The 26,414-nt window shown below is 69.1% G+C and carries 25 protein-coding genes; 12 read left to right on the top strand and 13 right to left on the bottom strand.

The annotated features are described in order from the left end of the window. The first annotated feature begins 241 nt into the window (after window positions 1-241). Window positions 242-3,271, top strand: a complete 3,030-nt coding sequence (locus BLS97_RS10760) for a glycosyl hydrolase (RefSeq protein ID WP_090475966.1) — start codon at window positions 242-244, stop codon at window positions 3,269-3,271. Here the strand turns inward: BLS97_RS10760 and BLS97_RS24210 are convergent. Further along, entirely contained in the window at window positions 3,247-3,375 is a 129-nt protein-coding gene (locus BLS97_RS24210; protein WP_269457499.1) for a hypothetical protein, read from the bottom strand. The two genes, BLS97_RS10760 and BLS97_RS24210, sit on opposite strands and share 25 nt — an antisense overlap. Between BLS97_RS24210 and BLS97_RS10755 the strand changes: the two genes are divergently transcribed. Next, a complete protein-coding gene (locus BLS97_RS10755; RefSeq protein ID WP_090475965.1) occupies window positions 3,374-4,549 on the top strand; it encodes a winged helix DNA-binding domain-containing protein in 1,176 nt (391 codons plus the stop codon). The genes BLS97_RS24210 and BLS97_RS10755 overlap by 2 nt on opposite strands. A gap of 30 nt (window positions 4,550-4,579) precedes the next feature. On the opposite strand, the gene BLS97_RS10750 is transcribed toward BLS97_RS10755, so the two are convergent. Continuing rightward, the gene (locus tag BLS97_RS10750; protein ID WP_090475964.1) at window positions 4,580-5,389 is read right to left on the bottom strand and encodes an oxygenase MpaB family protein; all 810 of its coding nucleotides are present in this window, start codon (window positions 5,387-5,389) and stop codon (window positions 4,580-4,582) included. A 94-nt stretch (window positions 5,390-5,483) separates the two neighbouring features. On the opposite strand from BLS97_RS10750, the gene BLS97_RS10745 reads away from it, so the two are divergent. Continuing rightward, complete coding sequence (locus tag BLS97_RS10745) at window positions 5,484-6,521, top strand: PHP domain-containing protein (protein ID WP_090475963.1); 1,038 nt, start codon at window positions 5,484-5,486, stop codon at window positions 6,519-6,521. Between the two features lie 4 nt (window positions 6,522-6,525). On the opposite strand, the gene BLS97_RS10740 is transcribed toward BLS97_RS10745, so the two are convergent. Further along, complete coding sequence (locus tag BLS97_RS10740) at window positions 6,526-7,821, bottom strand: MFS transporter (protein ID WP_090475962.1); 1,296 nt, start codon at window positions 7,819-7,821, stop codon at window positions 6,526-6,528. A gap of 117 nt (window positions 7,822-7,938) precedes the next feature. Between BLS97_RS10740 and BLS97_RS10735 the strand changes: the two genes are divergently transcribed. Next, window positions 7,939-8,481 (top strand): TetR/AcrR family transcriptional regulator, encoded by a 543-nt coding sequence (locus tag BLS97_RS10735; RefSeq protein ID WP_090475961.1) that lies wholly within the window; start codon window positions 7,939-7,941, stop codon window positions 8,479-8,481. Between the two features lie 206 nt (window positions 8,482-8,687). On the opposite strand, the gene BLS97_RS10730 is transcribed toward BLS97_RS10735, so the two are convergent. Both BLS97_RS10730 and BLS97_RS10725 read right to left on the bottom strand, forming a co-directional pair. After that, window positions 8,688-9,302 carry a hypothetical protein gene (locus BLS97_RS10730; RefSeq protein ID WP_090475960.1) on the bottom strand — a complete coding sequence of 205 codons (615 nt, stop codon included), beginning with the start codon at window positions 9,300-9,302 and terminating at the stop codon, window positions 8,688-8,690. A gap of 24 nt (window positions 9,303-9,326) precedes the next feature. After that, entirely contained in the window at window positions 9,327-9,962 is a 636-nt protein-coding gene (locus tag BLS97_RS10725) for a TIGR03086 family metal-binding protein (RefSeq protein WP_157695351.1), read from the bottom strand. A gap of 52 nt (window positions 9,963-10,014) precedes the next feature. Between BLS97_RS10725 and BLS97_RS10720 the strand changes: the two genes are divergently transcribed. The 3 genes from BLS97_RS10720 to BLS97_RS10710 all read left to right on the top strand — a co-directional run bounded on the left by BLS97_RS10720 (window position 10,015) and on the right by BLS97_RS10710 (window position 11,902). Continuing rightward, the gene (locus tag BLS97_RS10720; protein ID WP_090475958.1) at window positions 10,015-10,506 is read left to right on the top strand and encodes a MarR family winged helix-turn-helix transcriptional regulator; all 492 of its coding nucleotides are present in this window, start codon (window positions 10,015-10,017) and stop codon (window positions 10,504-10,506) included. Window positions 10,507-10,514: 8 nt separating this feature from the next. After that, window positions 10,515-10,733: an RNA-binding S4 domain-containing protein gene (locus tag BLS97_RS10715; protein ID WP_090475957.1), complete on the top strand. Its 219-nt coding sequence runs from the start codon at window positions 10,515-10,517 to the stop codon at window positions 10,731-10,733. A gap of 101 nt (window positions 10,734-10,834) precedes the next feature. After that, a complete protein-coding gene (locus BLS97_RS10710) occupies window positions 10,835-11,902 on the top strand; it encodes a hypothetical protein (RefSeq protein WP_090475956.1) in 1,068 nt (355 codons plus the stop codon). Here BLS97_RS10710 and BLS97_RS10705 read toward each other — a convergent pair. The 7 genes from BLS97_RS10705 to BLS97_RS10675 all read right to left on the bottom strand — a co-directional run bounded on the left by BLS97_RS10705 (window position 11,883) and on the right by BLS97_RS10675 (window position 19,651). Continuing rightward, window positions 11,883-13,220, bottom strand: a complete 1,338-nt coding sequence (locus tag BLS97_RS10705; RefSeq protein ID WP_090475955.1) for an ABC transporter ATP-binding protein — start codon at window positions 13,218-13,220, stop codon at window positions 11,883-11,885. The two genes, BLS97_RS10710 and BLS97_RS10705, sit on opposite strands and share 20 nt — an antisense overlap. Then, complete coding sequence (locus BLS97_RS10700) at window positions 13,210-14,262, bottom strand: ABC transporter ATP-binding protein (protein ID WP_197676518.1); 1,053 nt, start codon at window positions 14,260-14,262, stop codon at window positions 13,210-13,212. The genes BLS97_RS10705 and BLS97_RS10700 overlap by 11 nt, the downstream gene beginning before the upstream one ends. Continuing rightward, window positions 14,262-15,356, bottom strand: a complete 1,095-nt coding sequence (locus BLS97_RS10695; protein WP_090475953.1) for an ABC transporter permease — start codon at window positions 15,354-15,356, stop codon at window positions 14,262-14,264. The genes BLS97_RS10700 and BLS97_RS10695 overlap by 1 nt, the downstream gene beginning before the upstream one ends. Before the next feature lies 1 nt (window position 15,357). Beyond that, window positions 15,358-16,401: an ABC transporter permease gene (locus BLS97_RS10690; protein WP_090475952.1), complete on the bottom strand. Its 1,044-nt coding sequence runs from the start codon at window positions 16,399-16,401 to the stop codon at window positions 15,358-15,360. A 90-nt stretch (window positions 16,402-16,491) separates the two neighbouring features. Beyond that, window positions 16,492-18,267: an ABC transporter substrate-binding protein gene (locus BLS97_RS10685; RefSeq protein WP_090475951.1), complete on the bottom strand. Its 1,776-nt coding sequence runs from the start codon at window positions 18,265-18,267 to the stop codon at window positions 16,492-16,494. 357 nt (window positions 18,268-18,624) lie between these two features. Next, window positions 18,625-19,227 (bottom strand): recombination mediator RecR, encoded by a 603-nt coding sequence (gene recR, locus BLS97_RS10680; protein ID WP_090475950.1) that lies wholly within the window; start codon window positions 19,225-19,227, stop codon window positions 18,625-18,627. 4 nt (window positions 19,228-19,231) lie between these two features. After that, on the bottom strand, window positions 19,232-19,651 hold the full coding sequence (locus BLS97_RS10675; protein WP_231988476.1) for a YbaB/EbfC family nucleoid-associated protein: 420 nt from the start codon (window positions 19,649-19,651) through the stop codon (window positions 19,232-19,234). 176 nt (window positions 19,652-19,827) lie between these two features. On the opposite strand from BLS97_RS10675, the gene BLS97_RS10670 reads away from it, so the two are divergent. The 4 genes from BLS97_RS10670 (at window position 19,828) to BLS97_RS10655 (ending at window position 23,680) form a co-directional block, all read left to right on the top strand. Further along, window positions 19,828-20,595 (top strand): SDR family NAD(P)-dependent oxidoreductase, encoded by a 768-nt coding sequence (locus BLS97_RS10670; RefSeq protein ID WP_090481917.1) that lies wholly within the window; start codon window positions 19,828-19,830, stop codon window positions 20,593-20,595. 246 nt (window positions 20,596-20,841) lie between these two features. Continuing rightward, window positions 20,842-21,195, top strand: a complete 354-nt coding sequence (locus BLS97_RS10665; RefSeq protein WP_090475948.1) for a bifunctional 3-phenylpropionate/cinnamic acid dioxygenase ferredoxin subunit — start codon at window positions 20,842-20,844, stop codon at window positions 21,193-21,195. Then, the gene (locus BLS97_RS10660; RefSeq protein WP_197676517.1) at window positions 21,192-22,412 is read left to right on the top strand and encodes an NAD(P)/FAD-dependent oxidoreductase; all 1,221 of its coding nucleotides are present in this window, start codon (window positions 21,192-21,194) and stop codon (window positions 22,410-22,412) included. Before BLS97_RS10665 ends, BLS97_RS10660 begins: the two co-directional genes overlap by 4 nt. Window positions 22,413-22,558: 146 nt before the next feature. Then, window positions 22,559-23,680 (top strand): aromatic ring-hydroxylating oxygenase subunit alpha, encoded by a 1,122-nt coding sequence (locus BLS97_RS10655; protein WP_090475947.1) that lies wholly within the window; start codon window positions 22,559-22,561, stop codon window positions 23,678-23,680. Window positions 23,681-23,803: 123 nt separating this feature from the next. On the opposite strand, the gene BLS97_RS10650 is transcribed toward BLS97_RS10655, so the two are convergent. Continuing rightward, window positions 23,804-24,547 carry an IclR family transcriptional regulator gene (locus BLS97_RS10650; protein ID WP_090481913.1) on the bottom strand — a complete coding sequence of 248 codons (744 nt, stop codon included), beginning with the start codon at window positions 24,545-24,547 and terminating at the stop codon, window positions 23,804-23,806. A gap of 143 nt (window positions 24,548-24,690) precedes the next feature. Between BLS97_RS10650 and betA the strand changes: the two genes are divergently transcribed. Then, window positions 24,691-26,367, top strand: a complete 1,677-nt coding sequence (gene betA / locus BLS97_RS10645) for a choline dehydrogenase (RefSeq protein WP_090475946.1) — start codon at window positions 24,691-24,693, stop codon at window positions 26,365-26,367. Window positions 26,368-26,414 lie beyond the last annotated feature (47 nt).

Below are 26,414 nucleotides of genomic sequence, written 5' to 3'. Positions count from 1 at the left end.
AGCGAGTGCCGGCTACACATACATGAACCTTCAATCATTCATCAGCCATCCTCCCGTGGATCACCCGAATGCCAGCACCTTGACACTCGGGGCGAATTTTTCCGGCTTCGGTCCAACCGCAAGCGCGGAACTTGCGGGCGCAACGGTGCCCATTTCCTTTCTCTGAAAGGTTTCACGCTGGGTGGATCCGCTGCTATGGTTCGGTCGACCTCACTACCTTCGACGGCGACGGACGTGACCGATGAATGCTGCGACACCCATGTCCGGCGGCCTGACCAGACGACGCATGATCGGTCTGTCCGCCGCGGTCACCGCCGGGATGCTCGCTCCAGCCTCCAACGTCCTCGCTGACGCGGACTCGACAATGCCCAAGCCGCAACCCCTTTCGGGCGTCTCCGGGCACGGGATCGCCGCGTTCGCTCGGCCACCGGCGTCGGTGGCACCCAAATTCCGCTGGTGGTGGCCGAACGGCCAGGTCGATCCGGACGAGATCGCCCGCGAGGTCGACCAGGTCGCGGACGCCGGCTTCGGCGGTCTCGAGGTCGCCGACGTCCACCACAGCGTGGCCGCCGGGCGGCTGGACGTGCAGAAGTACGGCTGGGGCTCGCCGGCCTGGGTGACCGCCGCCAACCGGGCACTGACCCAGGCCAAGCGTCGAGGCATCACACTCGACTTCACCATGGGCCCCTCGTGGCCGAGCGCGGTACCCACCATCACGCCCGATTCGGTCGCTGCGTCCCAGGAACTCGCACCGGGCTTCGTGACGATCGCCGGCGGGGCGAGCTTCGCCGGGCCGGTTCCGCCGCCGACGATCGCCCCGGCGAGTGGCGCGAACAACGCCACACTGCTTGCCGTGCAAGCCATTGCTGTCGCGGGTCCGGCCGTCAAGGCGGTCACCCCACTCGATCCGGCCTCGCTGATCGACCTGACCTCGGCCGTGGTCGGGACGGACCGGGCGGCGACCGTCAGCTGGACCGCCCCCACCGGCAGCTCCTCCTGGATCTTGATCGCGTACTGGCAGCGGGGCTCGGGACAGCAGCCCGAAGCCGGACCGCACACGTCGCCGACGGCCTACGTGGTCGACCATTTCAGCGCGGCCGGGATCGCCGCGGTCACCGATTTCTGGGAGGAGAACATCCTGTCGGCCGGAATGAAGCGGCTGCTGAAGGAGTCGGCCGTCGCATTCTTCGAGGATTCCCTGGAGATCGAGACCCCGACGACGATCTGGACGCCGGGATTCCCACGGCTTTTCACCGCCTCCCGCGGCTACGACATACTTCCCTACCTGTCGGTCCTGGTCGAGCAGAAGGGCAAATTCCTCTTCACCTTCGACGCGGCCACCACCACCGGCGTCCGGGACGACTACAACACCGTCCTCTCGGAGCTGTACCGCGACCACCACTTGTTGGTATTGCGCAATTGGGCCAATCGCCTAGGAATGAAGCTCCGGGTCCAGCCGTACGGCCTGTCGACGGATTCGATCGCCTATGCCGGATTGCTCGACATTCCCGAGGGCGAATCCCTGGGTTTCAAGAATCTCGACGACTACCGGTGTCTGGCCGGCGGCCGGGACCTGGGTGGCCGGAACCTGCTGTCCTGCGAGTCCATCTGCTACGCCGGGCAGGCCTACAACACGACCTGGACCCAGGCGCTGCAGACCATCGGCAGCTTCTATGCGGCCGGTGTGAACCAGACCGTCATCCACGGGTTCGCCTACGCCGATGCCCCCGGGGCGACCTGGCCCGGATTCGCTGCGTTCTCCCCCTACGACGGTGGCGCCATCGGCTACGGCGAGGCCTGGGGCCCCCGGCAGCCCACCTGGGCCCACATGAGCGATATCGGGCGCTACCTGTCCCGCACCCAGCTCGTACTGCAGACCGGCGTCCCGAAGTACGACATCGTCTTCTACCGGCAGAAGGGCTACGTCTCCACCGGTATCGGGGCACCGTGGGCGACGGCGTCCGGCATCCCGATCGGCTGGACGCACGGTTTCCTGAGCTCCGGCACGCTCGACTTCCCGCTGGCGCAGGTGAAGGGCGGCGTGCTGGCGCCCGAGGGTCCGGCCTACAAGGCGCTCGTCCTCGGGCCCGACCAGTTCACCGGCGGCCAGTACGGTCTTCGCCTCGAGGACGCCGAGAAGTTGCTGGCGTTCAGCAAGGCCGGGTTGCCGATCGTCGTCCTCGGTACCTGGTCGCCCGCCGTCACCGGTGGCCGGCCCGATCAGGCCGCTAACGCCGCGCTGGCCCCGATCCTGGCCGAACTGCTGGCTCGACCCAACGTCCGTCAGGTCCTCGACCAGAACTCGATCCCCGACGCCCTGGCCGCGCTGGGGGTGACGCCGGCCGTCACTCACGACAACACGACGCTCATGCACGTGCATCGGGTCGCCGGCGACACCGATCTCTACTACCTGTCGAACGCCAAGCACAGCGAGAAGATCAAGCCGCTGCCGATCGACCAGTCGGTGCACCTGACGTCCACCGCGGCCGATGCCGTGCCCTACCGGCTGGACGCCTGGACCGGCGAGATCACGCCCATCGCCGAGTACACCCGGGCCGGTCGGACGATCACCGTCAACGTCACGCTCAACGCGGGCGAGGGCACCATCGTGGCGCTGGCCCCGGCGTCGCGGAGCTCGCACCGGACCGGTGACGACGTGCATGCGGTATCGACCGAGGCCGATTCCGTCCGGCGGGACGACCGGAGCCTGGTCATCCGGGACAGCACGGCCGGGACCTACCGCACCACGCTGTCCGACGGCCGCGTCCGGACCACCACCATCGGCCCGGTACCGGCGCCCATTCCGATGACCGCCTGGTCCCTTCAGGTCGAGGACTGGCAGCCCGGCGCGGCCGTCACCAGCACAATCAAGCCGTTGGTCGCCGTCGACCTGCCGGCACTGGTGCCGTGGTCGTCCGTCCCGGCGATCCAGGACGCATCCGGCATCGGGCACTATCGCACCACGGTCACGCTTCCTCGCACCTGGTCGTCGACCACCGGCGCGGTCCTGGATCTCGGCGTCGTCAACGGCACATTCCGAGTGAAGGTCAACGGCCGGGCGGCCGACCCGACCAGCGTGCTGCGACCCCGGATCGACCTCGGCGGCCTGCTCCGCCCCGGGCCGAATGTGATCGAGGTCGAAGTCGCCTCGACCTTGCTCAATCGTCTGCGCACCGTCACTCCCGCCGTCTACGGAGTGGCCGCCCGCCAGAGCTACGGCCTGCTCGGGCCGGTGCAGTTGTTGCCCTACGTCGAAGCCGTGGTGCGGTAGGTCGTGGTGCAGTAGGTCGAGGTGCAGTAGGTCGAGGTGCGGTATGTCGTGGTGCGGTAGGCACGGAGGGCGGCCGGTCGGGGAAGGCCCGATGATGGGTCCATGATCAGCATGAGTGCGGCCGAGCGACGACGACGCCTGCAGACCCGCCATCGGCTGACGGCGGACACCCGGGTGGCCGACATCGTGGCCACGGCGGACGCCATGATCGCCCTGCACGCGACCGACCCGGCGACCGTGTTCCTGTCCGCCTGGGCGCGCGTGGGCCGGAGCTCCCAGCCGGAGATGGCCGATGCCATCTCCGTACACAAGCGTCTGGTCCGGATGATGGCCATGCGGCGCACCATGTTCGTGGTGGGCGATGACCTGGCGCCGGTCCTCCAGGCCTCCTCGGCCGTGGAAGTAGCCGCGACCCAACGGAAACGGCTGCTGTCGGCCCTGGCCCAGGCCGGGCTGGACGGTGATCTGGACGCCTGGCTGACCGACGTGAGCGCATCCACCATGCGGGCCCTGATCAGCCGCGGGCACGCCCAGGCGGCCGATCTCGTGGCCGACGAACCGCGATTGAACACCGTCCTGGACATCTCTCCCGGCAAGTCGTACGGCGGGCCGCAGAAGATCACCAGCCGCGTCCTGACCCTGCTCGCGCTGGAGGGCCGGATCGTCCGCGGCGCCACCGTGGGCGGCTGGACGTCGAACCGCACCGAGTGGTGGCCGGCCGACGCCTGGATGCCCGGCGGGCTGGGCCACCTTGACCCGGCCGCCGCCCGGGTCGAGTTGGCCGCTCGATGGTTGCGCGTGTTCGGGCCGGCACCGGTTGCCGACCTGAAGTGGTGGACGGGCTGGACTCTCGGGCAGGTGCGGGCGGCCCTGACATCGGTCCCGACCGTCGAGGTCGATCTCGACGGCACGCCCGGGGTCGCCCTCGCCGACGACCTGGATCCGACACCCGAGCCGGAGCCGACCGCGGCGCTGCTGCCGGCACTGGACCCCACGCCGATGGGGTGGGCCGAGCGCGGATGGTTCCTGGGCGACCATCGGTCCCAGCTGTTCGACGCCACCGGCAACATCGGTCCGACCATCTTGTGGCGGGGGAGCGTCGTCGGGGGGTGGGCGCAGCGCCCGGACGGCCAGATCCGCACCCACCTGTTGCAGGACATAGGTTCTGCCGGCCAGGACGCCGTCGACGCCCGGGCCGCCGAGTTGCGCGACTGGCTGGGTCCCCTGCGCGCCGTGCCCCGGTTCCACACTCCGCTGGAACGCGAACTGCTGAGGTGAGCCCCGAGGCCACGGGTTTCGCCGTGTGCGTCAGGCCGACAGCCGGGCCTTCGCCGCCTTGAGCGTCGGCCCCGCCCGGAATCGCTCCGGGACGGCCAGCGCACCCGCGCGCAGCGCTCGGAGCGCGCCGGTCGCGGCCAGGTCGGTGAGACCCAGGTCCGGCAGCCGGTACATCCGGCGCGCCCATCCGGGGAGCAGCCCCATGGACAGTGCGGCCAGGCCACCCCAGGCCGGACGGGCCGGCGTGAGCACCTGGACCCACCCCGGCATCGGCGGCCGGACGACTCCCCTGGCTCCTCGGCGGGCCGCCGCGGTGAGCCGCAACTCTGGCCGGACCCGGACGAAGTAGTCGGCCAGCTCGGCCCGGCTGGACGGTACGTCGGGCGCGGCCAGGCCCACCAACTCGGCCGATCGCACCTGTTCCCGCAAGTAGGCGTCGGCCTCGTCGTCCGTGAGGTCCAGTCCCCCGCGCCGCGCCACCGACAGAAGCGAGTCGACCTCGGAGCAATGGACCCAGAGCAGGAGGTCGGGCCGGTCCAGGCGGAACTCGTCCCCGGTGAAGGGGTTCCGACCGCGGAGCTTGCGGTGGATGCCCCGGACGCGGGCCGCCGCCCGCAGTGCCTCACGCTCGGGGGCGAAGGTGATGGTGGCGATGTACTCCGAGGTTCGGGTGAGCCGGCCCCACGGGTCGGCATGGAACCCGCCGTTCTGCTCGACCGCGGCCATGGCCAGGGGATGCAACGCCTGCAGCAGCAGACCGCGGAGTCCTCCGATCGCGTAGGTGGGGTCGGCGTGCACCCGCCAGGTGATGCTGTCCGGGCCGAAGAGTCCGTGATCCATATCCGACGGTACGTCCGGTCCGGGCCCGCTCGCCCTTCCGGACTACGCAAGTGCGCGGACCGCGTCGGTGGCGCGGCGTCCTACCATCAGCGGCATGGATCCAGTCGCCGCGCTCCGGCGCATTGCCTTCCTGCTGGAACGCGGTCAGTCCCCGACGTACCGCGTGAAAGCGTTCCGGACGGCGGCGACGGCGCTGGCCCGGCTCCCCGACGGTGAGATCGAGAAGCGGGTGGCCGCGGGCACCCTGACCAACCTCGCCGGCATCGGGCCCAAGACCGGCGCCGTCGCCGAGCAGTCGATCGCCGGACGGGTCCCGGACTATCTGGCCGACCTGGAGAAGGATCTCCAGCCGTTGGCCGTGGGGGGCGAGGACATCCGGGCCGCCCTTCGCGGTGACCTGCACACCCACAGCGAGTGGAGTGACGGCGGCAGCCCGATCGAGGAAATGGCGATCACGGCGGTCGAGATCGGTCACGAGTACATGGTGCTGACCGATCACTCACCCCGCCTGACGGTGGCCAACGGCCTGACCGTCGAGCGTCTGCAGAAGCAGTTGGCCGTCATCGAGGCGGTCGACCGGGCCCTCCCGGGGTTCCGTCTGCTCTCCGGCATCGAGGTGGACATCAACGAGGACGGCACCCTCGACCAGACCGACGAGATGCTGGGCCGGCTCGACGTGGTCGTCGCCTCCGTCCACTCGAAGCTGCGATCGGGCTCCCGCGAGATGACGGCCCGGATGCTCGCCGCCGTCCGCAACCCCCACACCGACGTGCTCGGTCACTGCACCGGCCGGATGGTCGCGGCCGGGCCGACCAGAGGACGACCGACCAACCGGCCGGAGAGCACCTTCGACGCCCAGATGGTGTTCGACGCCTGCGCCGAACACGGCGTGGCGGTCGAGATCAACTCCCGGCCCGAACGTCTTGACCCGCCGAAACGGCTGATCGACATGGCACTGAGGGCCGGTTGCCGGTTCAGCATCGACACCGACGCGCACGCACCGGGCCAACTCGACTGGCAGATGCTCGGTTGTGCCCGGGCCGCCCAGGTCGGCGTTCCGATCGATCGCATCGTCAATACCTGGCCGGTGGAGCGACTCCTGGAGTGGACTGCGACGCACCACGGGGCGTGAGCGGCTATCGGGTCGGCGACCGGTGATCGGTGGTGACCAGAGCCGGCATCAGTTCGCTGACGATGCTCTCGCCCGCGACCTCCATCGCGGCCGCGTCGACATCGACCGCCGCCGCGATCGAGCGGCGGAGCGACGCCAACACCACCAGAGCGATCAGGAAGGCGCCGATCGCGCAGCCCGAAGTCACCCAATAGGCAGTGGACGCTCCGCTGGTGTCGATGACGTACCCGGCCAACGGGGTGGCCACGGCAATTCCGACGGCCATTCCGGACCCCGTCCAGGACATCGTCTCGGTGAGGCGATGGGCCGGCACGATGCGCTCGACCAGGCTCATCCCCGAGATCAGGGCGGGCGAGCACGCGACGCCGGCCAACATCAACCCGGCGCCGACGAAGGCGATGCTGGGCAGGAACGGCATCGGCAGTGTCACCACGGCGAGCACGGCGATCGCCACACCGAACTGGCGGAGCAACGACGCCCTGAAGTTGATGACGCCGAAGATCAGACCGGCCAGCAGCGACCCGAATGCGTACAAGGCCAGCAGGAAGCCGGCCACACCGGAGTGCCCGGCCTCCTTCGCGAAGGCCACGGTGGTCACTTCGAAGGAGCCGAAGATGCCGCCCATCAGAGCGAAGATCGCGGTGATCCCGGCGACCCCGGGCAGCAGGATGGCCGGCCTGCCGCGGCGCTCCCGGCCCCGGCCGGAGGGCGCCGGTTCGGTGCTGTGCTGGGTCAGCAGCAGCAGGGTGCCGATGAGCAGGAGACTGGTCGCCAGCACCAACGCGGCGGCCGGAAAGAGTTGCAGCGCAAGGACGGTGGCCAGCGGCGGACCGATGATGAAGACGGCCTCGTCGATCAGCGACTCCCACGCGAACGCGGTTCGCAACTGCGGGTCGCCCGAGAGCATGGCCGACCAGCGGGTCCGCACCAGCGGTCCGATGATCGGTTGCGAGGCCCCGGCCACGAGCGCCAGCGCGAGAATCGGCCAGGTCAGCTCGGTGTAGACCGCGAAGAAGATGATCGCCGCGATGGCCGGCACATGCACGAAGAGCTGCTTCGGCACGACGCGACGCTGGCCCCGGACGTCGATCAACCGGGAGACCTGGGGGCTGATCGCCGCGCCGGACAGAGCGTAGATGGAGGAGACGGTGCCGGCCACGGCGAACGAACCCCGCTCGGCCGACAGCAACATGACGGCGCCGAGGCCGGCCATGGACATCTGCATGCGGGCGAGCATCCCGGCCGCGGAGAAGCGGGCGGCGCCGGGGCGGCGCAGGACCTGGATGTACGGGCCGAACACTGGACACACTCCCTGACGTGACCGGACCGATGTCCGGAAGAAAAGTTCACAACCGAGTAACACAACAAGGGACGGTTGAAAAAGCTTCCTGCACCGTCCAGCCGGTACAGTCTATCCATGGCCACCGATACCCGCCACCGAATATTGCGAGCACTGCGCGACATGCTGGCGCGAAGCGGCAACGGTTCGGTGACCCTGGAAGCGGTCGCCGCCGAGGCCGGCGTGTCCAAGGGCGGGTTGCTCTACCACTTCCCCTCGAAGTCGGCGCTGTACCTCGGCCTACTGGCCGACGTCCGGGACACCGTGGCCGCCGAGATGGCCGAGGCCGTCGCCCGATCCGGGGCGGCGCGCGGCTTCCTGGAGTACTCGGAGCCGGTCGAGGACGGCGAGGAGGGCTTCTTCACGTCCCTGATCGCCGCCGTCCGGACGGGGCAGAATTCCGAGAACGACGAATCGGACGCCCAGGCCGCGCAGTTGCTGGCCGACATCTTCCGGGCCTGGGAACAGCCGATGCGCGACGCGGTGACCGACCCGGTGCAGGCCGAGAACATCAGGCTGGTGGGTTTCGGCCTGTACTTCGCCGCCCTGACCGGCCTGCCCCCGGTTGATCCGGCCGTGCTGGCTGCTCTCTTCGATCGACTGGTGGCCGGCCAGCACTGACCTGGTCATCGCCGGCGTGGATCAACTTCGTCATTTTGGGACCCACGGGACAGAAGTGAACAAGTTCGGCCACGCCTGAGAAGTTGATCCACGCCAAGGGACGGGCTCAGGGGGCTGGGCTCAAGCGGATGGGCTCAGGGGCGGACTCGGGCGGGCGGACTCAGGAAGCGGGCGCACGACGAGACCCGGAACGATGCGGGCCAGCGTCAGCGACGCCGGCGGCCGTCGGCCCGCTTCGGTGTGGCCGACCCCCACCGCTCGGGCTGGATCTGCGGGATACCGGCGTCGGCAAACACCTTGAGCACGCTGGCGTGGCCGTTGGGCGCACAGGCCAGGACCACCTCTTCCCGGGCGGCGCCGCGCTGTTCCCGCCCACCGTCACCGCCCTCCCTCTCGGGACCCGCACCCTCCCACGCCGCGTCGCCGTCTCGCGGCGCAGCAACGCGTGAATCACCCTGGCCTGCGGCCTCCACCGCCGGAATGGGCCGGTAGTCCAGCCGGAACAACGTCCAGTACCGGTTCACTGACCGCTCCGCCCGGCCTTCGTTGGCCATGGGCCAGAACGACTGCAGCCCAAGGAGATCAACCTCGACGTGGGTCATCTCCGAACCGGACACCCGGCTGAAGACGACCAAGCCGTCCTTCACTGTCAGATATCCGCTCTCGACGTTCGCACCGACCCGCCGAGCCCCGGGAAAGGTCGCCGTGCCGGTGCTTTCGAACTGCTCGAGCGTCTTCTCCGAACGGCGGGCCCTGGACCGTTCACCGGCACGCCCGATCACGACGGCGTCGAAGCCGGCCTCGAAGATGAAATCCAGCATGTTCCGCCCCTCTGGGTCGCCCGCTCAGCGTACCGGCCTCGCCACGGCCGGCAGTGGCCATGCGCGCGGATCGCGCCCCAGGTGGGCCAGGACCGAATCCAGCCGCGAGAGGGCCCGGTACCGCACCGGCGCACGGAAGGCCGAACCGGTCTGCCCCCGTCCCGGTTCGGCCGGAATGCGGGCCGTCACCGTCGCCACCACATCCAGCAGGTCATCCGGTACCTCGTAGGGCCGGGCCAGGGACGCCGCGACATCCCAACCATGTACGACACTGTCGAGCAGGTGAGCCAGCAAGGCCGTCCGGGCGGGAATCGGGGCAGCCGGCGACAGCTCCGGCATCCAGACGTCGCCGGCCAGCCCGGACGCCGCGAACGCCGCCTCCAGCGCCCGCTCCGAAGCGGCGAGCGCGGCGGCCGGATCATCTCCCGGATCGACCGGCCGCCAGGACTCGACATCCCGGCCCTCTCCGCGCGCCGCGGCTCGCAGTCCGAGGTTCTGACCGAGCATGTGCGCCAACAGATCCCGCAGACGCCAACCGTCACACGGACTGGGCCGCTCCAGATCGACCGGAGGGGAGAGCACTCCGTCCAACAGCGCCTGAGCCCGGGCATGCAACCGCAACAGTTCGGATGACTCGACCGTTCCATCATCGATAGACATACGTAGATCGTCTACCGCTGTAGACGCTTTGTCAATGCTTATCATCTAACACATGCCGCAGACCGAACGCCGCGAACTGGCCGCGCAGTTCGTCCCGATCACGCGGCTCCTGATGCAGGCCGAGGAACCCCTGCTCGAAGCCAACGGAATCACCATGTGGGAGTACGTCGTCCTCAATGCCCTGACCGCCGGGGGCGCGGCCACGCAGCTGGAACTGTCCGGCCGAACCGGCCGCGACAAGACACGCCTGATCGAGCACCTCGACCGGCTCGAGTCGGCCGGTCTGCTGACCCGGCGGCCCGATCCGGCCGATCGGCGCGCCCGCATCATCGAGATCACCGACGCCGGACGAGGCGTCGTCCGGCGGTGCGCCTCCGCCATCAGGACGATGGAGGACGCTCTGCTGCAACAATTCTCGGCCGCCGAGCGGGATGGATTCCGCCGCGTACTGGCCGTCCTGGCCGAGCGCGCACAAACCCGCGGCTGGCCGACCGGGACTCCACCCGGCCGCGACGCCGAGCCGGGCCCCGCGGATGCGAGATGATTGCTCGCATGACCAACCGCGTGCACGACGTCCCGATCAAAGACGACATGATCCGGCTCGGTCAGCTCCTGAAGCTGGCCGGCGCGGTCGACACCGGCGCCGACGTCCGCCCGATCCTCGAGGACGGCCTGGTGATGGTGAACGACGAGGTGGAGACGCGCCGCGGCCGGCAACTCCACCGTGGCGACATCGTCACCCTGGAGGGGATCAGCGTGCGGATCGTGTGAGCCGCCCCTCTGCCTGAATGCCTGCCCGAAGAGGCAGGATTCGGCGGGCGTCCGAGGCTACGGTCGGCGGGATGGCGAAGAGGGACCCCAGGTGGTGACCGATGAAGCGGCGGCACGAGCATGACGAGCGGGACACCCCGCCGACGCCGGCCCGGGCCGACCCACCCGAGCATCCGCTCATCGGGCTCCAGCGGCAGGCCGGCAACCAGTCGGTGACGGCCGCGATCCAGCGCACGCTGGAGGTCACCGGCTCCGACCGCGACGTGGCCTCGATGCTGGGAATGCTCCGCCGCCCCAGTGGTCTCGACCTGGTCCATCACCGCAAGACGCACCAGGTCACGATCGAGGGCAGGAAGGACAAACCGCCGTCGCCGGCCTTGGCGGCCAAGTTGACCGAGGTGATCGAGGACCCGGCCCGGGTCGCGAAGGTCAATCTGGGGCGCAAGCAGGAAGGTGTGGGCTTCGGCGAATTCCCGACGGATGAACAGAATCCGGTCCAGGAGTTGCGCATCGACCACTTCGAGGCCCTGGAGAAGGGCGTCCCGGGCGCCGGGACCGCGACCCTGGCCCACGAGATCACCGAGAACTATGCCGCCACCGACCAGGAGGTGCACGACGCCGGCTGGGAGTTCGCACACAGCCGGGTGCACCCGGGCGCCGAGGCGGAGGCGAACCAGGTCCTGGAAGAACTGCAGCTCAGCCGGGGCGACAAGCCATCCGGACGGCGCCAGACGCAGTACACCTTCACATCCGGGAAAGGACCGACGGAACGCACGACCTGGGCCGAGGCGCGCGAGAACCAGTACCACCTCTGGGATGTCGGCCCCGGCGGGACCATCACCCATGCCCGTACCGCGCCGATCGTCCGGCTGGCCGAATTCTCACTCGAACTGAGCGCTCTGTGGAAGGTGCTGCCCACCACGGCCGCACCGGTGGTGGCCCGGATCGCCGAACTGATCACGGCGAATCCCTCGGCATCGGTCACCCTGCGCGGGTACACGAGGACGGGCCAGCAGGCCACCGCGGACGAATGGTACTGGGCCGTCCAGTCCGAGGTGGCCGAGATCGTCGGTGACTCGATCCTGGCATCGGCCCAGCGCTACGCCTTCGAACCGGTCCTCGCCGGCGACAACCACGTCGTCATCACCGTCAACCGACCGGGGCCGTGACGCCTCCCGTTCCGGTCAGGTCGACCACGTCCGAATAGAGGTGGCAGGCCACCGACGTCGAGCTGCCGGCCTCGACGATCGGCAGCAACACGGGCCGCACCGAGTCGACGAATTCCAGTTGCACGCCGCCGGGAACCTGGTTCATCTCGATCAATCCGGTGAAGAACGGCTCGGCCGGATTCTCCCGGCGGATCGACTCCAGGACGGCGATCACCTCGGCCGACCGGGGCGTGCGGAGCAGCGCGACCCGATCGACGGTCTGCAGCGCACCCAGATCGGGGAACAGTTCCGATTCCCGTTGGTAGACCTCGAGATCGACCGTGGTCCAGCGTTCTTCCAGCACCACCTTCAGATCCCTCGCCTCCCAACCGCAGGCCGCGAACGCCCTCGGGCAGCGCGGATGGAACGGGCAGCCCTGCGGGGGGCGGGCCGCGTCCGGGATCTCGCCGCGGGGCAACTCGGCCGGCGGTCCACCGACCACCGACACGTCCGGGATCGCCTTCAGCAGGGCCTGCGTGTACGGATGACGAGGATTGGCGAAGATCTCCTGGGCGGTACCGATCTCGACGATCTTGCCCAGGTACATGATCGCCACGCGGTCGCAGAAGAAGCGCGCGCTGGCCAGGTCGTGGGTGATGTAGATGAACGAGATCCCCAGATCGGCCCGGAGATCATTCATCAACGACAGGATCTTGGCCCGGACGCTCATGTCGAGCATGGAGATAGGCTCATCCGCGACGAGCACCTCCGGCCCCAGCGCGATGGCCCGGGCGATCACCGCCCGCTGCTTCTGGCCGCCGGACAGTTCCGACGGGTACTTCGGCGCGAAGCGTTCCACCGGGGCCAGCCCGACCCGTTCCAGGGCGGACGCGACCTGGGCCCGCCGCTCCCCCGCCGGGACACCGTGGATCCGCAGGGCATCGGAGACGGCCTGCTCGATGGTCATCGACGGGTTCAGTGCGGCGTGCGGATCCTGGAAGATCATCTGCAGCTTGGCCCGCAGCGGCCGCATGGCCTTCTCCGCCAGCCGGGAGATCTCCCGCCCGCGGTACTTGATGCTGCCGGCGGTCACCGGGGCCAGCCCCAGCACCGCGCGGCCGAGCGTGGACTTCCCGGAGCCGGACTCACCGACCAGCCCGACCACCTCGCCCGGTTTGACGTCCAGGCTCACACCGTCCAATGCCTTCACCGAGCCGGACGATCGGCCGATCAGCCGGCCCAGCGCCGAGCCCCGCAGGGCGAAGTGCACCGACAGGTCGGTGAGCGACAGGATCGGGGTCTCGTGACCGGTCTCGGACTTGCTCAGATCAGGCTTCATCGGCGACCAACACCTCCCGGCGAGTCAGCGGCGAGCGCTCGTCGCTCGTCAGCGAATCCAGTTGCAGCAGATGGCATTCGACTTCACGGCCATCGGCGAAGTCGGTCGTCGCCGGGAGCCGCTCAGCGCAGACGGCCATGGCGTGCGGACACCGCGGGTGGAACCGGCAACCCGGCGGGGGGTTGCCCAGGTCCGGTGGCGCACCGGGGATGGTCCTCAGCTCGGTGGTGGTGAGCGAGATGGTCGCCCCCAGCAGTTCCTGGGTGTACGGGTGCTGGGGGTTGGCGAACACCTCGGCCACCGTCCCCTGCTCGACGATCCGGCCGGCGTACATCACCGCGACCCGGTCACAGGCCTGCCCGACGATGCCCAGGTTGTGGGTGATCAGCAGCATGGCCGGGGAGAAGGTGGTGCGGATCTGGCTCAGGATCTTGATGATCTGCGCCTCGACCAGCACGTCGAGGGCGGTGGTCGGCTCGTCGGCCACCACGAAGGCCGGCTGCAGGGCCAGGGCCAGGGCGATCATGATGCGCTGCCGCATGCCGCCGGAGAACTCGTGCGGGTAGTTCTTGTACCGCGACGGCGGGATACCAAGGGATCGAAGGGTTTCCAGGGCCCGCCGGTCGGCCTCGGCCCGGCTCACCTTCTCGTGCGACCGGATGGCCTCGCGGAAGTGGTCGCTGATCCGCATCAGCGGATCGAGCCGCGTCATCGGCTCCTGGAAGATCATCCCCAGGCCGGCCCCCCGCATGGCCGGCCAGCCCTTGGCCGCCAGCTCGACGAGATTCCTTCCGTCGAACGTGATCTCACCGTCCATCGCCGCTCCGGACGGAGTGAGACCGAGCAGTCCGCGACCGAGAGTGGATTTTCCGCAACCACTCTCACCGACCAGGCCGAGGACCTCGCCACGCTGCAGGCGGAACGACACGCCGTCCACCGCCTTGATCGGGCCGCCGGCCCCGGCGTACCAGACCCTCAGGTCCGAGACGTCGAGAACGGTTCCGGTGCCGGCGTTCTTGGTCAGGGTGGGGGTGCGGGCCATCATCGGTTGTCCTCTGCGATTTCGGCGTCCCGGACAGGATCGGGCTCGACAGGATCGGACTCAACGGGATCGGGCACCACGGGATCGGACTCGACGGCCCGGACCCGGGACGCCGCGCGACCCCGGCTGGGCATGATGACCTGCGACAGCCGCCTGGCCCGGAGCAACGGGTTGAGCACGTCGTTCAGGCTCTCGCCGATCAGCGAGAGGCCCAGCACCAGCAGCACGATGGCCAGGCCCGGGAACACGGCCGTCCACCAGATGTCGGAGGCGAAATCGGACCTGGCCTTGTTGAGCTGGTAACCCCACTCGGCGGCCGACGACGGCTCGATACCGAACCCGAGGAAGCCCAGGCCGGCCAGCGTCAGGATGGAGTCGGCGGCGTTGACCGTGGCGATGATCGGCACGGACTGGACGACGTTGCCGAACAGGTACCGGCGCATGATCGTCGCCGGGGACGCCCCGACCGCACGCGCCGCCTCGACGTACGGCTCCTGCTTGGCCGAGATGGTCGCGTTGCGCACCACCCGGAAGTACTGCGGTATGTAGATCACGGTGATCGAGATGGAGGCGGCCAGGATGCCGCCGCCTTCCCCGGAACTGCCGCCGACCAGGGCGATCGAGACCACGATGGCCAACAACAGGGAGGGGAACGCGAACAGCGCGTCCGTGATCAGCACCAGCACGCGGTCGACCCAACCGCCGCGGTACCCGGAATACAGCCCCAGCGGGACGCCGACGATCAGCGACATCAGGACGGCCAGCACCACCACCATCAGCGCCGTCCGGGCCCCGTAGATCACCTGGGACAGGACGTCCTGACCCTGTCCGTTGGTGGTGCCGAACCAGTGCTGGGCGCTCGGTGCGGACAGCCGCGGGAATCGGGCACCGGCCGCATTGGTCACGTCGTTGAAGTTGTACGGCGCGATCCACGGCGCGAAGACGGCCAGGATGACGAACACCAGGGTGATCACGGCGCCGGCGATGAGCATCCCCCGCTGCACGCCACCGGTCTGCCGCAGCGCGGTGATGAATCCGGCCTTGCGGGTCTTCGGCTCCTCGACGCCCGGGCCCTCCAGCGAAATCGCCACCATGTCAGTACCTCACTCTGGGGTCGATGAGCGCGGTGGCCACGTCGATCAGGAAACTGACCACGACCACCACGATCGCGATGACGGTCACGATGCCCTGCACGGCAACGAAATCCCGTTGGAGCAGGTAGTTCCCGAGCTCGTACCCGAGACCCTGCCACTCGAAGGTCCGTTCGGTCAGGATGGCTCCGCCCAACAGCAACGCGCCCTGCAGTCCCATCACCGTGACCACCGGGACCAGGGCGTTGCGGAAGGCGTGCTTGCGGACCACACGTCCTTCCGCCACCCCGCGGGCCCGGGCCGCCTCGACGTAGTCCGACCGCATGGTCTGCAGCAGGTTGGTCCGCACCAGCCGCAGGAAGATCCCGGCCGTCAACAGGCCGAGCACCAGAGCCGGAAGTATGGTGTGCCGCAACACATCCCAGATGTAGCTGGGCTGCCCGTACAGAATGGAGTCGATGATGTAGATGTGCGTGCGGGGCGAGACGTTGGCGATGGCCAGTTCGGTCGTCGGGTCGGCCCGCCCGGACACCGGCAACCAGTCGAGCACGATACCGAACAGCAGTTTGGCCAGCAGCCCGACGAAGAACACCGGCGCCGCGTAGAACAGCACGCCGCTGACCCGCAGGAAGACGTCGGGGAAGCGGTCGCGATGGCGAGCCGCGATGCGGCCCAGCGGAATGCCGACCCCGACGGCCACGAGGAAGGCCCAGAAGGTGAGCTCGAGGGTGGCCGCACCGTTGACCAGGATGATGTCGGAGACCTTCTGGTTGTCGGTCAGCGTGGTCCCGAAGTCCCCGTGCAGCAGCTTGCCCAGGTAGGAGAAGTACTGCACCAGAATGGGCCGGTCGAACCCGGCCGCGTGTTTGCGAAGCGCGATCTGGTCCGGTGGGAGACGGCCACCGAGCGCCGCGTCGATCGGGTTGCCGATCACCCGCATGAAGAAGAAGACCAGGGTTACCAGGATCCAGATCATCGGGATCATCAACGCCAGCCTGGTCAGCAGATAGCGCCGCAGACCACCCGACGTCGCCGTGGTGGATGCCATCGAGGCTCCTTGTTTTTCTTGTCAGAACAACCGGCAGCGGGCCGGCTGGGCTGTGTCAGCCCGGCCGGCCCGCCGGTGGAATCGCCTCGGTCAGGAGGTCTTGCCGATCAGCCAGAAGCGGAACAGGAAGGTCGAGTCCAGCGTCTTGTCGACGCCGGTGACGTTCGTTCCGGTGACGGCGATCTGCTTGCCCTGCAGGAGCGGCAGGGTCGGCATCTCACCGGTGGCGCCGATGGTCTGGATCTTCTCGATCGCCGCGGTACGGGCGGCGCCCGTGCCCGACTGCTCGGTGGCGATCAGCGGCAGCACCTTGTCCGTGTCGCACGGCCGGCTGCCGACGACGGCCGTCTTGACCGTCTTCGGGTCGTCGCAGTAGTGCGCGCCGACGAAGTTGTTCGGCACCAGGAACGGCGAGATGTAGTTGTCGGCATCCGGGAAGTCAGGGAACCAACCGAGCTGGTAGACCGGGTAGGCGTCGGCCCGACGCTCCTTGGAGTAGGTGGTCCACTCCGTGGACTGCAGGTTGACCTTGAACAGTCCGGTCGCCTCCAGCTGACGCTTGATCTCGCCGTACTCGTCGGCCGAGGTCGGGCCGTAGTGGCCGAGCGCGTACTGCAGGTTGATCGTCACCGGGGTGGTGACGCCGGCCGCGCTCAGCGCCGCGGCGGCCTTGGTCTTGTCCGGCGTCGCGCCGAATTCCGTCTTGAAGGCGTCGACGTGTCCGGGCAACCCGTCCGGGACCATGGAGTACACCGGGGTGTAGGTGTCCTGGTAGATGTCCGTGGCCAGCGCCTGCCGGTCGACCGAGAACGCGACCGCCCGACGGACGGCCAGCTTCTGGGCGGCGGTACCGCCGGGCATGGTGTTCAGGTTGAAGACCATGTACCTGAGCTCACCGCCGGGACCGTCGAGCACCTTGACCTTGGAGTCTTTCCGCAGGTCGGAGATCGACTGGGCGTCCAGCGAACGCCAGGCGACATCCACCGTGCCCTGCTGCACGGCCAGCTTCAGGTTGGACGCATCGGTGAAGTACTGCAGCGTCACGCCGGAGTTGGCCATCGCGCCGCCGTTGCCCTGGTAGTTCGAGTTGGGGGCGAGTGCGGCCAGCTGATTCTTCTGGTAACCGGCGGCCAGCTTGTACGGGCCGGAGCCGATGACCTTGGCGTCATCGAGCAGCTTGTTGGCCGGGAACACCTTGGAGTCGACGATCGGGCCGGCCGACGTGCCCAGGATGAACGGGAAGGTCTGGTCGTTCGGGGTGTTCAGGGTGAACACGACCGTGGTCGCATCCGTGGCCTTGACCGACTTCATGTTGGCCAGCAGGGACGCCGGGCCGTTCGGGTCGTTGATGGTGATGATCCGGTTGAAGGTGAACTCGACGTCCTTGGCCGTCAGCGGATCGCCGTTGGAGAACTTGAGGCCGGGCTTCATGGTGCAGGTGTAGGTCGCGCCCTTGTCGGTGAAGCCGCACTTGCTGGCCGCATCCGGTGTCGGGACCTTCTGACCGGCCGGGATGACCACCAGGAACTGGTACAGCTGGGTCTCCAGCATCAGCGACCCGTTGTCGTACGAGCCGGCCGGATCCAGACTGACCACCTGGTCGGTGGTACCGATCTTGATCGCCGGGCCGGTCGGGGCGGCCGGGGCGGAGGACGACGCCGAACCGCCGGAGGCGGTGGAACCGGCGGCCGTCGAGCCGGCGGGCGCACTGCTGCTCCCCGATCCGGCCGGAGCGGCGGCAGTCGATGTGGTGGTGGCCGACGATGATGCGTTGTCGGTGCGGCCGGAGCCGCAAGCGGCGAGGGACACCGCCAGAGTGAGAGCTCCGGCGGCGGCGATCAACCGCCGGGAGTGAGTGCTGCGCATGGAACCTCTTTCCGTCGGCCCGCAGGCGGGCCTGACTGGGGACGAGAAACTACAGCGGACAGCCGAACCGGGTGCCCGGCTCACGGGTGACCGGCGTCGGGCGATTTTCAGGACAGTACGCCAGGGTCTTGTCACCTGTGATGACCGTGGGTCACGTTTGGGGAACTCTTGCGAAAACTGGAGTCGGCGTGTCCGACACATGGGCGTGGTAGGGCCGCTTCGAGAAATGGCGCCGTTGCGCGATCGAACAACGCACAATCTGCCGGTCGGGGGCCGTCCCCGACGCAAGAAGTCCCGCCGCTCGTGAACGGGAAACCGGCAGGCAAGAGAGCCCGTCCGGGCCGGGAGTACTACCGGTCAGGCGTCGACCGACCGGCGTCCGGAGAAGGCACGGCCGAGGGTGACCTCGTCGGCGTATTCGAGGTCGCCGCCGACCGGCAGGCCACTGGCCAAGCGGGTCACGGCGAGATCCGGGAAGGTGCGCAACATCCGGATCAGGTAGGTGGCCGTCGCCTCGCCCTCCAGGTTCGGGTCGGTCGCCAGGATCACCTCGTTGACGCCGGGCTCGGCGATCCGACGCAGGAGCTGGGCGATGCGCAGCTGATCGGGGCCGATGCCGTCGATCGGCGAGATGGCCCCGCCCAGCACGTGATAGCGGCCCCGGAACTCACGGGTCCGTTCGATGGCCGGGACGTCCTTGGGCTCCTCGACCACGCAGATGACGCCGGCGTCGCGTCGCGGGTCGTTGCAGATCCGGCACAGGTCGCCCTCGGCGACGTTCCCGCATTCGGTGCAGAACTTCACCTCGTCCTTGACCCGCTGCAGCGCCGTCTGCAACCGGGTGATGTCGGCGCCGTCGGCCGTCAGCAGGTGAAAGGCCAGGCGCTGGGCGGACTTCGGACCGATGCCGGGCAGGCGCCCCAGTTCGTCGATCAGGTCCTGTACGGGGCCTTCGTACACGCCTCTAGGCTCCCGACGGGGGCAGAGCGGCCGGAGCGTCGTCTTCGTCGTCGTCGTCGAACTCGTCATCGTCGTCGTCCGCCGGGAAGCCATCGATCGTCGGCAGGCCGAACGCGGACAGGTCGAGCCCGGCCGGCGGTCCGGCCATCGCGCCCATGGTCTGCTCGGCCGACTCGGTCGCGGCTCGCGTCGCGTCACGGACCGCGGCGATGACCAGGTCGGCCAGCGTCTCGACGTCCGTCGGGTCGACCACCGACGGGTCGATCACCAGGGCCTTCAACTGCCCGTCGCCGGACACCGTCGCCTGCACCAGCCCGCTGCCGGCGTGGCCGGTGAACTCGGCCGCGGCCATATCGGCCTGCGCCTGCGCCATATCGGCCTGCATCTGCTGGGCGTGCTGCAGCAGGGACTGCAGATCGGGCATGCCGGGCATCATGGCGGATCCTCACCTCACGTCGGTCGCGCCGGACGGTCGGTCCGGACGTACGGCTCCAGCCTACGGGCGGATGGTCGTCCTTCGCCCCGGCGGCGTCATCGTCCATGCTGGTGTTCCGATCGACCACGCCCCGGGTCGGCCACGCCGAGAGAACAGAGCCAGCCATGACGTCGTCCCCCTTCGATCTGACCGGCCAGGTCGCCCTGGTCTCCGGTGCCAACCGTGGGCTCGGACGGGCCATCGCGCTCGAGCTGGCCGGCGCCGGGGCGGCCGTCGCGCTGGGTGTGCGGCGTCCGGAGGCGGGCGGCGAACTGGCCGAGCTCATCCGGCGCGACGGTGGCCGCGCCGTCGTGGTGCCGATGGACGTGACCGATCTGACCGGCAGCCGGAGCGCGATCGACCGGGCGATCACCGAACTCGGCCAGTTGGACATCCTGGTCAACAACGCCGGCGGCGGGATCAACGACGCGGCCATCGACGTGACCGAGGAGGACTTCGACGCCGTCTGGGCTCTCAACACCCGGTCCACCTTCTTCCTGTCCCAGCATGCGGCGAGACACATGCGTCCCCGGCACACCGGCGCGATCGTCAACATCGCGTCGCAGGCCGGCCTGGTCGCGTTGCCCGGCGAATCGTCGTACTGCGTGAGCAAGGCCGCGGTGGTCCACATGACCAAGGCCCACGCGGTCGAGTGGGGCGAGTACGGGATCCGGGTCAACGCGGTCGCCCCGACGTTCATCCGCACCGACGGCACCGGTGCTGCGCTGTCCGATCCGGCCTTCGAGACGGACACACTCGAGCGGATCGCTGCCCTGCACCGGATCGGCGTGCCGCGGGAGGTCTCGGGCGCGGTGGTCTTCCTGGCCTCGCCGGCGGCGTCGTTGATCACCGGGGTGACCCTGGCCATCGACGGCGGCTGGACGGCCCGATAGGTCCGGATAGGTACGGCCCGATAGGTCCGGCCCGATAGGTACGGCCCGATAGGTACGGCCCGATAGGTACGGCCGACGGCCGCGAACGGACCGGAGCGCGTCGCCGATTCTCCGAGATCGGCTCCGCAGGTTTCGTCGAGATCACGTCGGCCGAACATCTCGCCGAAGGCGGGCGCAATGCCTTGACAGGGCCACAGCACTGCTCGAAGCTGTTGCGTAGTACGAATCGGGTTGTGCCTAGCGCAAATGAGGATGCCTGTGTTGCGGATCTGCCCGCTTGCTGACCTGCCGGCCGGCGAAGCCATCCGAGTCGACGACGTATCCCCGCCGATCGCGGTGTTCCACACCGATGACGGCGAGGTGTACGCCATCGACGACACCTGCACCCACCAGGACGCCTCACTGGCCGACGGCTGGCTCGAGGGCTGCGAGATCGAGTGCCCGCTGCACGCGTCCAGGTTCGACCTCCGGACCGGTGCCGTCGACGCCCCTCCGGCCAAGCGCGGCGTCCGCACCCACGCCGTGACGGTGACCGACGGGGACATCTTCGTGACGCTGTCGCAGGATGCCCCCAACCTCCCGCCCGGCGTTTCGGTTTGACCGGCCTCCCGACCTCGGTGACCGTGGTGGGCGCCGGCCTGGCCGGGCATGCCACCGCGAAGGCGTTGCGACAGCAGGGCTTCACCGGCACGATCACCGTCATCGGCGACGAGAGTGTCCGTCCCTACGACCGCCCCCCGCTGTCCAAGGACTTCCTGGCCGGTCTCACCGGAGTCTCGGAGCTGGCCCTGGAACTGGAGGACGAGGCGCTGGACGCGCAGTGGGTCCTCGGCGTGCACGCGATCGGGCTCGACCCGGTCACCCGTACCGTCGCCCTGGACGACGGCACTCTGATCGCCTCCGACGCGGTGGTCATCGCCACCGGCTCACGGGCCCGGCGAATGCCCGGCGCCCCGGCCGGCGTGCACACCGTCCGCACCCTGGCCGACGCGGCCGCCCTGCGCGAGGAACTGAAACCCGGTGTCCGGCTGGCGGTCATCGGGGCCGGCTTCATCGGAGCCGAGATCGCCTCGACGGCAAGAGGTCTGGGAATCGACGTGACCGTCATCGAAGCGGCCCCGGCGCCGTTGGCCGGCCCACTGGGCCCCGAGATGGGACGCGTCGTGGCCGGTCTGCACGAGGCGAACGGAGTCGCCCTGCGATGCGGCGTGGCGGTGGCCGGCCTGCTGGGCACCGAGCGGGTCACCGGCGTGCTCCTGGCCGACGGCACCGAGGTCCCGGCCGACGTGGTGGTGGCCGGCATCGGCGCCGTACCGGCGGTTGAGTGGCTCGAAGGCAGCGGACTCGACCTGGCGGCGCCGGGCTCCGGCGGGGGCGTGGTCTGCGATGCGGTCGGCGCCACCAACTTCGCCGGCGTGTTCGCCGTCGGCGACTGCTCGGCCTGGTTCGATGACGTCCGCGGTCGGCACCACCGCATCGAGCACTGGACCGACTCGCGCGACCGGCCGGCCGTCATGGTCGGCGCGATGCTGGGCCATCCCCCCACCACCCCGTTGCGGCCGCCGTACTTCTGGTCGGACCAGTACGGCGTGAAGATCCAGTTCACCGGGCGCCGGGACGGCACCGAGGAGGTCACCATCGAGGCCGGGAGTGCCGAGACCCACGACATCCTGGCCGTCTACCGCCGGGACGGCGAACCGGTCGCCGTGCTGGGCATGAACCAGCCCAAGCTGTTCACCCGCTGGCGCAAGCAGTTGTCCGGCCCGCCCGGGCGCGTCGTCCCGTCCCAGTCCGACCCATCACCGACCCACCCTTGACAGCCCCGGCTCACCCGCCGGAGACTAGCCTCGTTGCATCCAGCAGAACGCGTTGCATCTGACGCAACCAGCTCCGCCGCCGCATCATCTGCCTCTCCCGCTGCTCTCTCCGCCCGATTCCTGCCGTGACCGCGAAGGTGATTGCCATGACCACCACCGAACTGCCCGAATCGCTGATCTCCACGCTGCCCGGACACTTCTACACCGACCCCCAGATCTTCGCGCTGGAGCAGGCGAAGATCTTCGAGGACATGTGGTTCTGTGCGATTCGCTCGTCGGACATCCCGACGCCGGGCAGCTTCCGCACCGTGCAGGTCGGCAGCGAGTCGATCCTGATCTCCCGCAGCCGCAAGGGCGAGGTCAGGGCGTTCTTCAACATCTGCCGGCACCGCGGCGCCAAGTTGTGCACCGAGGCGGCCGGCGAGGTGGCCCGCGCCTTCCAGTGCCCGTACCACGCCTGGACCTACGACCTCGACGGAAAGCTCATCGCCGCACCGAATCTGACCAAGATGCCGGATGTCGACCGGGTCGAGTACGGCCTGCGCAAGGTGCACCTGAGGGAGTGGCTGGGATACGTCTGGGTGAGCCTGGCCGACGAGCCGCCGTCGTTCGAGGGCACCGTCCTGCAGGAGGTCGTCGACCGGCTCGGCGAGGTGGCGAACCTCGATCACTACCAGGTCGACACGCTGTCCGTCGGCCGCCGCATCGTCTACGACGTGCAGGCCAACTGGAAGCTGATCATCGAGAACTTCATGGAGTGCTACCACTGCGCGACCATCCACCCGGAGCTGACCGAGGTGCTGCCGGAATTCGCCGACGGATACGCCGCTCAGTTCTTCGTCAACCACGGCGCCGACTTCGCGCAGGACGTCAAGGGTTTCACCGTCGACGGGTCAGAGGGTCTCGAGGTGCTGCCGGGCATCGATCCCGACCAGGACCGCAAGTACTACGCCATCACGGTCAAGCCGCAGGTCTTCATCAACATGGTGCCCGACCACATCATCTTCCACCGCATGTACCCGATGGCCGCCGACCGCACCATCGTCGAGTGCGACTGGCTGTACCTACCCAGCGTCGTCGAGCAGGGCAAGGACGTCAGCAAGTCGGTCGAGTTGTTCGACCGGGTCAACCGGCAGGACTTCGACGCCTGCGAGCGCTGCCAGCCGGCCATGTCGTCCCGCGTGTACCGCGACGGCGGGGTGCTGGTGCCCAGCGAGCACCACATCGGCCTGTTCCACGACTGGCTGCAGAACAAGATCCAGGCTTGACCCGGGTTCGGCATGGATCAACTTCTCAGGCCTGGACGAACTTGTTCACTCGCATCCCACCGGTCCCAAACCGTGGAAGTTGATCCATGCGGGCCCCGGCCGGCCCTCCCGTCCGGCGCCGCGTTAGCCGAGATGCCCCATGCGTTCACTGATGCGGGCCGCCGCCGCGACGACCGACCGGGCGGTCTCGCCCAGCTGGGCCACCGGCAGTCGATAGGCCGGCCCGCTGACCGACACCGCGGCGATGGCGGCCGGGCCGGCACCGAAGACGGGCGCCGCCACGGCGTTCAGTCCCGTCTCGTACTCCTCGGCGGTGATCGCGTACCCGTCGACGTGCACCTGGGCCAGCTGACGGCGGAGCACCCGGCCGTCGGTCACCGTGACCGCCGTGTAGCGGTGCAGACCGGCGTCGATCAGCCTGTCCTGCAACGGCTTCGACAGGTAGGCGAGCAGGACCTTGCCGGACGACGTGGCGTGCAGGGGCGTCGGGCGGCCCACCCAGTTGTTCACCGAGATCGCCCCGCCGCCGTGGGCCTGGTGGACGTTGATCACCTGATCGCCCTGCAACACCGCGATGTTCACCGTCTCGCCCAGCTGCTCGGCCAGTTCCTCGCAGATCTCCCGACCCTGACTGGTGACGTCCAGCCGGCCCCCCATCGCCCCGGCCAACCGCAGGATGCCGTACCCCAGGCGGTAGCGACCCCGGTCGCCGGCCGCCTCGATCAGGCCGCGCCCCTGCAGCGCACCGAGCAAGCGCGACGCGGTGGACTTGTGCACCCCGATCGCCGCCGCCACCTCGGACACTCCGGCCTCGCCGCGACGGGCCAGGAACTCCAGAGCCGTGATGGCGCGGTCGACGGACTGCACCGCGCTCGCGGGTCTGGCCGCGCCGTCGTCCGAGCTCACATCCGCAGGGTTGTCCATGACGCAACCCTAAGCGGTGGACGAGACTTGTTCAGCCCCTGGCCCGTCACTTGTCGCAAGACCGACCACAAGGAGTACCGCACGCCGTGAGCACCCCGAAGAGCGCCTTTGACTATGTGATCGTCGGCGGCGGCAGCGCCGGATCCGTACTGGCCGACCGGCTCTCCGCCGACGGACACTCCACCGTCCTGGTCCTGGAGGCCGGGCGCAGCGACTACCCGTGGGACCTGTTCATCCAGATGCCGGCCGCGCTGACCTTCCCGAGCGGCAACCGCTTCTACGACTGGCAGTACGAGTCGGAGCCCGAACCGCACATGAACGGGCGCCGGATCGCCCACGCCCGGGGCAAGGTCCTCGGCGGGTCCAGCTCGATCAACGGCATGATCTTCCAGCGGGGCAACCCGCTTGACTACGAGCGCTGGGGCGCCGACGCCGGCATGTCCGACTGGGACTGGGCGCACTGCCTGCCCTACTTCCGGCGGATGGAGAACTGCCTGGCCGCCGACCGTGACGACGTGATGCGCGGCCGGTCCGGTCCGCTCGTGCTGGAACGCGGCCCGGCCACCAACCCGCTCTTCGGGGCCTTCTTCGACGCGGCCGTCCAGGCCGGCTACCCGCTGACCGACGACGTCAACGGCTTCCGGCAGGAGGGGTTCGCCCCGTTCGACCGCAACGTGCACAAGGGTCGCCGCCTGTCCGCCTCCCGGGCCTACCTGCGGCCGGCCATGTCCCGCAAGAACCTGACCGTGTTGACCAGGGCCCTGGCCACCGGCGTCACCTTCGACGGCACCCGCGCCACGGGCGTCACCTACTCGCGCAACGGCCGCAACCACAAGGCCACCGCCGGTGAGGTCATCCTCTGCGGCGGCGCCATCAACTCCCCGCAGCTGCTGCAGCTCTCCGGCGTCGGCAACGCCGACGAACTGCGCGCCCTCGGCATCCGCTCGGTGGTCGACCTGCCCGGGGTCGGCGCCAATCTGCAGGACCACCTCGAGGTCTACATCCAGTACGCCTGCACCGAGCCGGTGACGATGCAGCCGTACCTGAGCAAGCTGCGCCAGCCGTTCATCGGTCTGGAATGGATCCTGGCCCGGAAGGGCCCGGCCGCCACCAACCACTTCGAGGGTGGCGGGTTCGTCCGGTCCAACGAGGACGTCGAGTACCCGAACCTGATGTTCCACTTCCTGCCGATCGCCGTCCGGTACGACGGGTCGGTGTCCGAGGAGGTGAACCGCACCGGCCACGGTTACCAGGTGCACGTCGGCCCGATGTACTCCGACGCCCGCGGGACCTTGAAGATCACCTCCACCGATCCGCGCAAGCACCCGGCCCTGCGGTTCAACTACCTGTCCACCGACCAGGACAAGCGGGAGTGGGTGGAATCGATCCGGGTGGCCCGGGACATCCTGAACCAGCCGGCCATGGCCCCGTACAACGGCGGCGAGACCTCACCCGGCCCCTCGGTCTCCACCGACCGCGAGATCCTGGACTGGGTGGCGGCCGACGCCGAGACGGCTCTGCACCCGTCGTGCACGGCCAAGATGGGCCCCGCGTCGGATCCGTTCGCCGTGGTCGACCCGGCCACCATGCGGGTGCACGGCACCCAGGGCCTGCGCGTGGTCGATGCGTCCGTCATGCCGTACGTCACGAACGGCAACATCTACGCGCCGGTGATGATGCTGGCCGAGAAGGCGGCCGACCTGATCCTGGGCCGCGCTCCGCTGGCTCCGTCCGACGCGCCGTTCTACCGGCACACCAAGTAGTCCCCGACCACGGGCCAGGCGCGACACCAGGGCCCCGGCATTCGAGC

Origin of the sequence: Nakamurella panacisegetis (assembly GCF_900104535.1) — a bacterium.
Taxonomy (GTDB): Bacteria; Actinomycetota; Actinomycetes; order Mycobacteriales; family Nakamurellaceae; genus Nakamurella; species Nakamurella panacisegetis.
Note: the sequence above shows the minus strand (reverse complement) of the source record. Positions and strands in the feature narration are given on the sequence as shown.